The following is a 12,167-nucleotide window of genomic DNA, read 5'->3' as shown; positions in this document are numbered from 1 at the left end:
TATGAAACATATACTTTTATTTTTTACCGACAGATTCTGTCTAGAAAGCACAAAATAACAAAAAAACACCTCCGCAAATTGACACACTTTCCTATTGGATATGCATTATACTAGTCTCAACTCAAAAAAAGAGGTGAATTGTTTGGTTGTTTACGCCGACGTTGTTTGGTTGCTAAACGCCTGCATTGATTTTCTTTTACTTTTATTAACAGCTACCGTGTTAAAAAAGAAGATCAAAAGATGGAGGCTTGTGTTAGGGGCATTTATAGGTTCAACCATTGTTATTTTTGCCTTTACTCCTTTTGCTTCTATGATGACACATCCAATTATGAAACTACTGTACTCGTTACTAATTGTGTATACAGCATTTGGGTTTACAACGTTTAGAAATTATGCACAAACTGTTTTTACTTTTTACTTTGTAACCTTTATGGTTGGCGGAGGGTTAATTGGCACTCATTTCTTTTTGCAAACGAATGAAATGGTAAATGGATTGGTTCAATCTCAATCCATTTCTTATGGTGATCCAATTAGCTGGTTGTTTGTCGTTTTTGGTTTTCCAGTAATTTATTATTTTTCTAAAAAGCGTATTGAAAGCGTAGAGGTTACAAAAATACACTATGATCAAATTGTGAAATTGAAAATTCAATTAGCTGAAGAGGAACTAGAACTTGCAGGTTTAATTGATAGTGGGAACCAACTTTACGACCCGTTAACAAAAACACCCGTTATGATTATGCATATTTCATCATTAGAACATTGCTTGCCAGCGTGGTTAACAGAACAAATTTATTCCAAAACAGAGATTCCTCAAATACCAGAGAATGATTCTGGGTGGGCGACAAAATTACGATTAATTCCTTTCCGAGCAGTAGGAGTAGAGAGTCAATTTTTATGGGCCGTTAAGCCAGACAGTGTGCAAATTGATTATGAAGGTAGTTCTATTGTAGTCAGCAAAGTATTGATTGGATTAAATACACAACAGTTGTCAACCAATGGAGAGTATCAATGTATTGTGCATCCGAAAATGTTAATTTCGCAAAAAGTAGTAATTGCTTAATAATGGGAGGCGGGATAATATGATGAAATTAAAATTTTATTTAGTATACCTTTGGTATAAAGTATTGTTGAAATTAGGAATTAAGACCGATGAAATTTATTATATTGGTGGAAGTGAAGCGTTGCCACCACCGTTAACGAAAGAAGAAGAGGAAGTTCTTTTGAATAAATTGCCAAAAGGAGATCAGGCAGCAAGGTCGTTACTGATTGAACGAAACTTACGGCTAGTTGTATATATAGCAAGAAAGTTTGAAAATACAGGGATAAATATTGAAGATTTGATTAGTATTGGAACAATCGGCCTTATTAAAGCGGTTAATACATTTAATCCAGAAAAGAAAATAAAATTAGCAACGTATGCCTCACGTTGTATAGAAAATGAAATTTTAATGCATTTGCGCCGAAATAATAAAAACCGATCAGAAGTTTCTTTTGATGAACCGCTTAACATCGATTGGGACGGGAATGAACTTTTATTATCGGATGTATTAGGTACAGACGATGATATTATTACAAAAGATTTAGAAGCTACTGTAGATCGTCATCTTCTAATGAAAGCATTGCATCAATTAAATGATCGTGAAAAACAAATTATGGAACTCCGGTTTGGGCTTGCTGGCGAAGAGGAAAAGACGCAAAAAGATGTGGCAGATATGCTTGGGATTTCACAGTCATACATTTCGCGTTTAGAAAAAAGAATCATAAAAAGATTACGAAAAGAATTTAATAAAATGGTGTAAAGAATAAGACCAGCCGTTATCTAGGTTGGTCTTATTCTCTGTCGTTGTATGAGAAGAGACAACGATAATGAAAAATGAAGAGAAAACCGCATGCATAAAATCCCCTCCAAAGGAAATACTTTACACTGTACAGCAACTCCCGATAGGAGGGAACACTTTGACGAGAAACAAAGTAGAAATTTGCGGTGTTGATACAGCTAAACTTCCCGTACTAAAAAATGATGAAATGCGTAAATTATTTCGTGAAATGCAAAGTGGAGAGATAAGCGCAAGAGAGAAATTAGTGAATGGAAACTTACGTCTTGTACTGAGCGTCATCCAAAGATTTAATAACAGAGGAGAATATGTTGACGATTTATTTCAAGTTGGTTGTATCGGACTTATGAAATCCATTGATAATTTTGATTTAGGCCAAAATGTAAAATTTTCAACGTATGCTGTGCCGATGATTATTGGGGAAATACGCAGATATTTGCGTGATAACAATCCGATTCGCGTATCTCGATCATTACGAGATATTGCGTATAAAGCGTTACAAGTAAGAGAGAAATTGATTGCAGAAAATTCAAAAGAACCAACAGCAATGGATATTGCAAAAGTGCTTGAAGTGACTCATGAAGAAATTGTTTTTGCTTTAGATGCGATTCAAGATCCGGTTTCATTATTTGAGCCGATTTATAACGATGGGGGAGATCCTATTTTTGTTATGGATCAGTTAAGTGATGAAAAACAAAAGGACGAGCAGTGGGTTGAAGAGTTAGCGTTGAAAGAAGGAATGAAGCGCTTAAATGATCGTGAGAAAATGATTATTCGAAAACGTTTCTTCCAAGGAAAAACACAAATGGAAGTCGCAGAAGAAATTGGGATTTCTCAAGCGCAAGTGTCACGTTTAGAGAAATCGGCTATTAAACAAATGAATAAGACGATTCAAGGATAAGGTTTCACCATTTATGGTGAAACCTTTTTATATGTAATATAGTTTGTCTTCGCTCATAGTAGGGAAGTTGTGTTCATATAATGAAAATCATATGGGGTTAGTAGAGGTGCTTCCTGTAAATTTGAGAAACGGTGTTTTTTCAATTCGTCATATATAAGGGAGAGGATGAAAGTGATAAGAATTTCGGAGTTGCAGATGAAAGAGATAATAAATGTTTCAGATGGAAAAAGGCTTGGAAATATTGGAGATATCGAAATCGATATAAACACAGGGAAGATCGGGTCTATTATTATTTCCAAACAGGCACGCATGTTAGGGATTTTTGGGAAAGATGTAGAAATTGTAATTCCTTGGAAGGAAATTGTGAAAATTGGGGAAGATGTCATACTTGTTAGAGTAAATCCGGTTAATTCTGTAACAGAATCAATACAAACACCGACAATTTCATAAAGAATATTACAAATTCCTCTTTTTTTTCTGTTGGGATTATGAAAAAATAAAAGTATGGTAAAATAGACAGGAAGTACCATGCTTTTTTATGTTATTTTAATTAAAAAGGGGTCGCTTTGTTATGAGAGAACCATTTAAATATGTGGACGGTATACTGTATTTACAAGCGTGGAAAGAACTTGGAAACATTACTGCTGGATTTACGACAAAAGATGATGGGATAAGTACGGGCTCCTTTCATGCGATGAATTTAGGATTACATGTGAATGATATCGTGGAGAACGTTCATGAAAACAGACGTATTTTAGCAAATAAGTTACAAAAACCATTAGAAAACTGGATTTGCTCTGAACAAGTTCATGATCATCATGTTGAAAAAGTAGGACAACAGGAAAAAGGAAGTGGCGTCTATTCATATGAAGACGGTATTTCAAAAACAGATGGCATTTATACGACTGATAATGATGTTCTTTTAACATCATGTTACGCGGATTGTGTTCCACTCTATTTTTATGCGCCATCACATGGTATGATAGGACTTGCGCATGCTGGATGGAAAGGGACTGTAAAAGAGATTGCAAAGGAAATGATTCAAAAATGGAATGCAGAAGGGATTTCAAGTGATGAAATTCATGTTGCAATTGGACCAGCAATTGGATCTTGTTGTTACGTTGTTGATGATAGAGTGTTAACAGCAGCAGAGCAAGTAGTAAATGGTTCTGTCCCTTATAAAAAAATTTCTGATGGGCAGTACGCAATTAATTTAAAAGAAATTAATCGTATATTATGTGTACAAGCAGGCATAAAAGAAGAGAATATTGTAATGTCATCTCTTTGTACAAGCTGTGAAGAGCAACTATTTTTCTCTCATCGCCGTGATCAAGGTAAGACAGGGAGAATGTTGAGTTTCATAGGTTTTAAGGAGGAAGAAAGCAAGTGACAGTACAAAAAAATTTAACAACTGTAAACGAAGCAATTAAACAATCTTGCGCACGAGCAGGACGTTCGTTGCAAGATATTAAACTCGTTGCAGTTACAAAAACGGTAGGAATTGAAAAGACAAACGAAGTAATTGAAGCTGGAATTATTGATTTAGGTGAAAATAGAAATGAAGGTTTCTTACAGAAGTACGAACATTTCGGTTCAAAAGTGAATTGGCATTTTATTGGATCATTACAAACGAGAAAAGTAAAAGAAATCATTAATGAAATTGATTATTTACATTCGTTAGATCGTCTTTCACTTGCAAAAGAAATTCAAAAACGTGCTGATAAAAAAGTGAAATGTTTTATTCAAGTGAAAACATCATCTGAAGAATCAAAGCAAGGATTGGCAATAGAAGAAACTATTTCTTTTATTCAAAGTTTGCAAGAACTGGATAAGATTGAAGTGGTTGGACTAATGACAATGGCTCCGTTTACAGAAGAAGAGGAAGAAATCAGACGCTGTTTTAAGGAGTTACGTAAGCTACAAACAGAGGTGCAGGAGCTAGAATTATTACATGCGCCATGCAGAGAGTTATCAATGGGAATGTCCAATGATTACACGATTGCAATTGAAGAAGGTGCTACATATATTCGTTTGGGGACGATTTTAGTAGGAAAAGCGTAAAAGGAAGGAGAATCTTATTATGAGTTGGTCAAAAGTAAAATACTTCTTTTTTGATACACCGGAAGAAAAAGAAGCAGCTCAATATAGTTATGAAAAGGAGCAAACAGACATGAAGAAGCAGCAAGATCCGCCAGAACAACAAGATGTTACGTTTCCAAAAGCGCAACCGAAACAAAATGTTGTGAGCATTGAAACGGCAAAGCAATCTTCAAAAGTTGTTTTATTAGAACCACGCACATATTCAGAAGCGCAAGGGATTGCGGACCATTTAAAAGGTAGACGAGCTGTTGTAATTAATTTACAACGAATGTCTACTGATCAAGCTGTACGTATCGTTGACTTTTTAAGTGGTACTGTATACGCTATAGGCGGGGACATTCAAAAAATAGGACCGAAAACATTTATGTGTACCCCTGAAAATGTAGATATTGTTGGTGCAATTTCAGAGTTATTCGGTGAAGAAGAAGACACAAATATAAAGAGGTGGTAATACGCCATGGTAACAGTTTTAAACGTTTTAATTACTGCTATCGAGATTTACTCGTGGGCACTTATTATTTACATTCTCCTATCATGGTTCCCAGGTGCAAAGGAATCAACTTTTGGAGATATTCTTGCGCGTATTTGTGAACCGTATTTAGAACCATTTCGCAGATTTATCCCGCCGCTTGGTATGATTGATATCTCTCCACTCGTTGCGATTTTTACATTAAAGCTTGCTACGAAGGGTTTAGTAAGTATATTCGGCTATTTCTTATAGTAAGAGGTTAAATACATGAGCATCTATGAACATTTCAGACCAGATGAAGAGGTCTTTGTGGATAAGGTGTTAGAGTGGAAGCGGGTAGCGGAGTACCATCAAGTGAAGTTAACAGACTTCCTTGATCCAAGACAACAACAAATTGTCACTATGGTGATAGGACAAGGGGATGTTTCTGTACAGTTTGATGGTGCAACGTCTCATGCAGAGCGCAAAAGAGCACTCATTTATCCGGACTATCTAGTAGTAAATGAAGAAGAATTTCAAGTAGAAGTATTGGAAATTGACTATCCTTCCAAGTTTTATACGCTAGAACATAGGCAAATATTAGGTACATTTATGTCTCTCGGTTTAACGAGAGAAAAGTGTGGTGATATTTTGCTTCAAGAAGATCGTGCCCAAATTGTAGTCGCAAAAGAAGTTGTATCTTATATTGAGATGAACTTACAATCTATAGGGAAAACGAAAGTTTCCTTATCGCCAGTGCAAGGAGAAAAAATTCTACAGATGCAAGAAACATGGGGAGAGAAATCTGGAACGGTTTCTTCACTTCGTTTAGATGTTATGTTAGCTGAAATGTTACATATATCCAGACAAAAAGTACAACCTTTCATAAAAAATGGTTTAGTAAAAGTGAACTGGAAAACAGTGGAGCAAACTTCTTATGAATGTTATCCAGGAGATGTTTTTTCAGTGAGAGGATATGGGCGAAGTAAATTGTTTTCTGTAGAAGGTAGAACAAAGCGCGACAAATGGAGAATTTTGTATGGTATACTAAAATGATTGGTTTTTTAGAAGGAAATCCTCCTATTTTGTCGAAGAAAAGATATAATTGAAAGAGGAAATTTAGATAATTACTTGGAGGTGGCGTTGTGCCGTTAACACCATTAGATATTCATAACAAAGAATTTGGTCGCGGATTCCGTGGCTATGATGAAGATCAAGTAAATGAGTTTCTTGATCAAATTATCAAAGATTATGAATTAGTCATTCGTGAGAAAAAAGCTTTAGAAGAAAAAGTTGCGCAATTAGAAGGAAAGTTAGATCATTTCTCTAATATTGAAGATACGTTAAACAAATCGATCGTTGTTGCACAAGAAGCAGCGGAAGAAGTAAAACGTAATGCGCAAAAAGAAGCAAAATTAATCGTACGTGAAGCTGAAAAGAATGCAGACCGTATTATTAACGAAGCGTTAGTAAAATCAAGAAAAGTTGCTTTTGATATTGAAGAGCTAAAGAAACAAGCGAAAGTATTCCGCACTCGTTTCCGTATGTTACTAGAAACACAGCTTGAAATGTTAAACAACGATGATTGGGATAAACTAATTGAGTTAGAAGACGAAGTAGATGAACTGTTGAAAAAAGAAGAAACAGTGTAAGCTTGACGTTTTTCTCATTATTACATATAATTTTAAACAACATATTTATTAAGAAAAACGAAGATAGGGATAAGTACCTTTTCATACCTTATATAGCGAACTGAGGATGGTGTAAGCTCAGGATAAGGAGATAATGGGAATATCACCCTGGAGTTCCGCGCTGAACAAATAGAGTAAGCGTAGGCGTATATTCGCGTTAAGAATATAAAGAGGATTGTATACATATGTATAGGATCTACTAGGGTGGTACCGCGGGAGACTTTCTCGTCCCTTTTTGGGATGAGAAGGTCTCTTTTTTATTCCGTTTTTTAAGTGTTTCTTTTATACATGTAAGGAGGAATTGAGCATGGAGTACAAAAATACATTACTAATGCCAAAAACAGAGTTCCCAATGCGTGGGAATTTACCAAAACGTGAGCCTGCAATGCAAGAACAGTGGGCTGAAATGAATATTTATGAAAAGGTACAAGAACATACGAAAGGTCGTCCTTTATTTGTATTGCATGATGGCCCTCCATATGCGAATGGTGACATTCATATGGGACATGCGTTAAATAAAGTGTTAAAAGACTTTATTGTTCGTTATAAATCAATGACTGGTTACTGTGCACCATATGTACCAGGTTGGGATACACACGGTTTACCAATTGAGCAAGCTTTAACAAATAAAGGTGTAAAGCGTAAAGAAATGACAGTTGCTGAGTTCCGTAAGTTATGTGCAGAGTATGCATATGAACAAGTAGAACGTCAACGTGAACAATTTAAGCGTTTAGGTGTACGTGCTGATTGGGATAACCCATACATTACTTTAGAGCCAGCTTATGAAGCGCAACAAATTAAAGTGTTTGGTGATATGGCGAAAAAAGGTTATATCTATAAAGGGCAAAAACCAGTTTATTGGTCTCCAACGAGTGAATCTGCTTTAGCAGAAGCTGAAATTGAATACCAAGATAAAAAATCAGCATCTATTTACGTAGCATTCCCTGTAAAAGACGGAAAGAACGTATTAGAAGGTGATGAGAAATTCATTATCTGGACAACAACACCTTGGACGTTACCTGCAAACTTAGGTATTTCTGTTCACCCAGAACTTGAATACGCTATTGTAAAAGTAAATGATGAAAAATATATTATTGCTTCTGAACTATTTGAGACAGTTGCAAAAACGTTAGAGTGGGAAAATACTAAAGTTGTGAAAACGGTAAAAGGTAGCGAACTTGAGTATACAGTTGCAAAACATCCATTCTACGATCGTGATTCATTAGTTATGCTAGGAGATCACGTAACAACAGATGCAGGTACAGGTTGTGTTCATACAGCGCCAGGACACGGGGAAGATGACTTTGTTGTTGGTAAAAAGTATGGATTAGAAGTACTTTGTCCAGTTGATGATAAAGGTGTATTAACAAATGAAGCACCTGGATTTGAAGGCTTATTCTATGATAAAGCTAACAAGCCAATTACAGAGAAATTAGAAGAAGTAGGCGCGTTACTGAAACTAACATTCATTACGCATTCATACCCACATGATTGGAGAACGAAAAAACCAATTATTTTCCGTGCGACAGCACAGTGGTTTGCATCTATTGAAGCGTTCCGTAAAGAATTATTAGAAGCTGTTGCGGAAACAAAATGGGTACCAGCATGGGGAGAAACTCGTCTTCATAATATGGTTCGTGACCGTGGTGACTGGTGTATTTCTCGTCAGCGTGCATGGGGTGTACCAATCCCTGTATTCTATGCAGAGAATGGCGATCCAATTATTACAGATGAAACAATTAACCATGTAGCAGATTTATTCCGTGAGCACGGTTCAAATGTATGGTTCGAGCGTGAAGCGAAAGATCTATTACCAGAAGGATTTACACATACAGGTAGCCCGAATGGTGAATTCCGTAAAGAAACAGACATCATGGATGTATGGTTCGATTCAGGTTCTTCTCACCAAGCGGTATTAGAAGAGCGCAATGACTTACAACGTCCAGCTGATTTATATTTAGAAGGATCTGACCAGTACCGTGGTTGGTTTAACTCTTCATTATCAACAGCAGTTGCTGTAACAGGTAAAGCTCCATATAAAGGCGTACTAAGCCATGGTTTCGTATTAGATGGTGAAGGACGTAAAATGAGTAAGTCGATTGGAAATATCGTCGTACCGAAGAAAATTATGGATCAACTAGGCGGAGACATTTTACGCTTATGGGTATCTTCAGTTGACTATCAATCTGATGTACGTATTTCAGATGATATTTTAAAACAAGTAGCAGAAGTGTATCGTAAAATCCGTAACACATTCCGTTTCTTATTAGGAAACTTAGATGACTTTAAGCCAAGTGAAAATACAGTAGCTGTAGCTGAACTTCGTGAAGTAGATCGTTACATGTTAGTGAAATTAAATGACTTAATTACAAAAGTAAAAGAAGCATATGAAACATACGACTTCGCGGCTGTATATCATGCAATTCATAACTTCTGTACAATTGATTTAAGTTCATTCTACTTAGACTTTGCAAAAGACATTTTATACATTGAAGGTGCAAACCATGAAGATCGTCGTGCAATTCAAACTGTATTATATGATGTTCTTGTTGCGTTGACGAAACTTGTAACACCAATCTTACCGCATACGGCTGATGAAGTATGGCCATACGTTCCAGGTGTAACAGAAGAAAGTGTACAATTAACTGATATGCCAGAAGCTGTACAATTAGATGGTGCGGAAGAATTAAAAACAAAATGGGATGCATTTATGACATTACGTGATGACGTATTAAAAGCGTTAGAAGTAGCTCGTAATGAAAAAGTAATCGGTAAGTCATTAAATGCAAGCATTACACTATATCCAACTGCAGAAATGAAAGCTATGTTAGAGTCTATTAGTGAAGACTTAAAGCAATTATTCATCGTCTCTGAGTATAAACTTGGTGGCATGATGGAAGAAGCGCCAGCAGATGCGCCGAAGTATGAGCATACAGCGGTTGTTGTTGCTCAAGCAACTGGTGAAACATGTGAACGTTGTTGGGTAGTTTCAGAAACAATTGGTAAAGATGCTGAACATGAAACATTATGTGAGCGTTGTGCAACAGTTGTTAAAGAAAACTATGTAAAATAATGAAAAAACTGACTGTGCCTAAGTGCAGTCAGTTTTTTTATTGACGATATATTGAAATAACTTTCACTCTCTTTCCTATGAAGGAAAAATGTGTGTGAGGTAAGCATAGAAATTTCGGACACACTAATCGTACATTGCAGCTGGGAGGAATGTACACGTGAATGAAATGTATATGGAAATCAAAGAAGAATTGCAATTGATGCGAAAAGAGTTACAAGAGAGGCTAGCTAAAGAGGTCATACACAAATATGATACAGAGTTTAGCGAAGAGCTTGGATATGAAATTAAGGAAGAGATAAAGAAAAAACTCCTATTACATGATATAAAAGAGGACTTAAAAGATGTAGAACGTGCATTATTTAAAATGGAAATAGATATGTATGGTATTTGTGAAGAGACAGGGAGAGTAATCTCGGTAAAACAAATGAAGACGATGCCGACTGCCCGTACCATTCATGAATTTTTCTATGAAAAAGTAAATGTATGAATGCGCACAACGATATTATATTACCTTTTTTTAATTTATTTTATTCTTCTATAAAGGTTCATTGTGAAAAGGTTGCAGCTATGCTAAAATTTTGAGGTACACTGTCTTTGTGGGGGAAATGAAAATGATATATTATGTAATAGCGTTATTTGTCATTGCCATCGATCAAATATCGAAATGGCTAATTGTAAAGAACATGGAATTGGGTACGAGCATTCCGATTATCGATAATGTATTATACATAACATCACATCGAAATAGAGGAGCTGCCTGGGGGATTTTAGAAAACAAAATGTGGTTCTTCTACATTATTACAGTCGTTTTTGTAGCATTTATCGTAATTTATATGAAAAAATATGCGAAAACAGACAAACTTCTAGGAATTTCATTAGGTCTAATATTAGGCGGAGCAATTGGTAATTTCATTGATCGTGTATTTAGACAAGAAGTAGTGGATTTCATTCACGTGTATATTTTCTCGTACAACTATCCAGTATTTAATATAGCTGATTCAGCATTATGTATTGGTGTTGTATTAATTATTATTCAAACATTATTAGAAGGCAAGAAAACGAAGGAGTAATTGAATGAGTGAAGTAGTACAAGTAACAGTTGCAGAAGAACAAAAAAGCGAGCGAATTGATAAATTCGTTGCAGAAATAAACAGTGAATGGTCACGTTCACAAGTACAACAATGGATTAAAGATGATGTTGTTACAGTTAATGGAAAGTCGGTAAAAGTGAATTATAAAGTTAGAGAAAACGATGAAATTACAGTAACGATTCCTGATCCAGAAGAGTTAGATATTCAAGCAGAAGATATGAACTTAGAAATTTATTATGAAGATGCAGATGTACTCGTTGTTAATAAGCCGCGTGGTATGGTTGTACATCCAGCACCAGGTCATACAAGTGGTACGCTTGTGAACGGTCTTATGCACCACTGTACAGACTTATCAGGCATTAACGGTGTAATGCGTCCAGGTATCGTGCATCGTATTGATAAAGATACATCAGGCCTATTAATGGTTGCTAAAAATGATGTGGCGCATGAATCACTTGTAAATCAACTTGTAGCAAAAACAGTAACAAGACGTTACAAAGCGATTGTACACGGTGTTATTCCGCATGATAAGGGAACAATTGATGCTCCGATTGCTCGTGATAAGAAAGAGCGTCAAAGCATGACGGTTGATGAAAATGGTAAGCATGCTGTTACGCATTTCCAAGTGTTAGAGCGATTCAAAGATTTCACACTTGTAGAATGTCGCTTAGAAACGGGACGTACGCACCAAATTCGTGTTCATATGAAATATATTGGTTATCCACTTGCTGGAGATCCAAAGTATGGTCCGAAGAAAACATTAGACATGAATGGACAAGCACTTCACGCAGGTATTTTAGGATTTGACCACCCTCGTACTGGTGAGTATATTCAGTTTGAGGCACCGATTCCAGAAGTGTTTGAAGATGCATTAAATATTTTACGAAAATAGTATTGACAAATCATAAGAAAACTGAGATACTGACAACAGTTAAATAATGATCCTTTAACACAGCCCCGTGAGGTTGAGAAGGTAACGGTTTGAAATACATAGGGTATGCTGTACCCTTTTTCAAAAGTCCTCTCGC

At 35.9% G+C, this 12,167-nt stretch carries 14 protein-coding genes and 1 other annotated feature; all 14 genes read left to right on the top strand.

Translation table 11 applies throughout. The annotated features are described in order from the left end of the window. The first annotated feature begins 142 nt into the window (after window positions 1–142). A complete protein-coding gene (gene spoIIGA, locus MR115_RS04060) occupies window positions 143–1,060 on the top strand; it encodes a sigma-E processing peptidase SpoIIGA (RefSeq protein ID WP_061678244.1) in 918 nt (305 codons plus the stop codon). 19 nt (window positions 1,061–1,079) lie between these two features. Further along, window positions 1,080–1,799, top strand: coding sequence for an RNA polymerase sporulation sigma factor SigE (sigE, locus tag MR115_RS04055; protein WP_000976947.1), 720 nt, complete (start codon window positions 1,080–1,082; stop codon window positions 1,797–1,799). Window positions 1,800–1,956: 157 nt separating this feature from the next. After that, window positions 1,957–2,736, top strand: coding sequence for an RNA polymerase sporulation sigma factor SigG (gene sigG / locus MR115_RS04050; RefSeq protein ID WP_000197753.1), 780 nt, complete (start codon window positions 1,957–1,959; stop codon window positions 2,734–2,736). 165 nt (window positions 2,737–2,901) lie between these two features. Beyond that, on the top strand, window positions 2,902–3,186 hold the full coding sequence (locus MR115_RS04045) for a YlmC/YmxH family sporulation protein (RefSeq protein WP_033665236.1): 285 nt from the start codon (window positions 2,902–2,904) through the stop codon (window positions 3,184–3,186). 121 nt (window positions 3,187–3,307) lie between these two features. Further along, a complete protein-coding gene (pgeF, locus tag MR115_RS04040; protein WP_063260450.1) occupies window positions 3,308–4,126 on the top strand; it encodes a peptidoglycan editing factor PgeF in 819 nt (272 codons plus the stop codon). Then, window positions 4,123–4,797: a YggS family pyridoxal phosphate-dependent enzyme gene (locus MR115_RS04035; RefSeq protein ID WP_063260449.1), complete on the top strand. Its 675-nt coding sequence runs from the start codon at window positions 4,123–4,125 to the stop codon at window positions 4,795–4,797. Before pgeF ends, MR115_RS04035 begins: the two co-directional genes overlap by 4 nt. 19 nt (window positions 4,798–4,816) lie before the next feature. Next, complete coding sequence (locus MR115_RS04030) at window positions 4,817–5,287, top strand: cell division protein SepF (protein WP_000119136.1); 471 nt, start codon at window positions 4,817–4,819, stop codon at window positions 5,285–5,287. Window positions 5,288–5,293: 6 nt separating this feature from the next. Further along, on the top strand, window positions 5,294–5,557 hold the full coding sequence (locus tag MR115_RS04025) for a YggT family protein (protein WP_097816876.1): 264 nt from the start codon (window positions 5,294–5,296) through the stop codon (window positions 5,555–5,557). A 15-nt stretch (window positions 5,558–5,572) separates the two neighbouring features. Further along, window positions 5,573–6,340, top strand: coding sequence for a YlmH family RNA-binding protein (locus MR115_RS04020; protein ID WP_242240076.1), 768 nt, complete (start codon window positions 5,573–5,575; stop codon window positions 6,338–6,340). A gap of 89 nt (window positions 6,341–6,429) precedes the next feature. Then, on the top strand, window positions 6,430–6,936 hold the full coding sequence (divIVA, locus tag MR115_RS04015) for a septum site-determining protein DivIVA (protein WP_001131611.1): 507 nt from the start codon (window positions 6,430–6,432) through the stop codon (window positions 6,934–6,936). Between the two features lie 51 nt (window positions 6,937–6,987). Further along, window positions 6,988–7,211: a binding site (T-box leader), on the top strand. Window positions 7,212–7,282: 71 nt separating this feature from the next. Beyond that, window positions 7,283–10,048: an isoleucine--tRNA ligase gene (gene ileS2 / locus MR115_RS04010; protein WP_242240074.1), complete on the top strand. Its 2,766-nt coding sequence runs from the start codon at window positions 7,283–7,285 to the stop codon at window positions 10,046–10,048. Window positions 10,049–10,205: 157 nt separating this feature from the next. Further along, on the top strand, window positions 10,206–10,535 hold the full coding sequence (locus MR115_RS04005) for a TraR/DksA C4-type zinc finger protein (RefSeq protein WP_242240073.1): 330 nt from the start codon (window positions 10,206–10,208) through the stop codon (window positions 10,533–10,535). Window positions 10,536–10,659: 124 nt separating this feature from the next. Next, window positions 10,660–11,118 (top strand): lipoprotein signal peptidase LspA, encoded by a 459-nt coding sequence (lspA, locus tag MR115_RS04000; protein ID WP_000642179.1) that lies wholly within the window; start codon window positions 10,660–10,662, stop codon window positions 11,116–11,118. A 4-nt stretch (window positions 11,119–11,122) separates the two neighbouring features. Then, window positions 11,123–12,031 (top strand): RluA family pseudouridine synthase, encoded by a 909-nt coding sequence (locus MR115_RS03995; protein WP_242240070.1) that lies wholly within the window; start codon window positions 11,123–11,125, stop codon window positions 12,029–12,031. The last annotated feature ends 136 nt before the right edge of the window (window positions 12,032–12,167 follow it).

Origin of the sequence: Bacillus cereus group sp. BfR-BA-01309, from assembly GCF_022664315.1 — a bacterium.
Lineage (GTDB): Bacteria > Bacillota > Bacilli > Bacillales > Bacillaceae_G > Bacillus_A > Bacillus_A mobilis.
The sequence above is the reverse complement of the archived record's forward strand: the minus strand, read 5'-3'. Positions and strand labels throughout refer to the sequence as shown.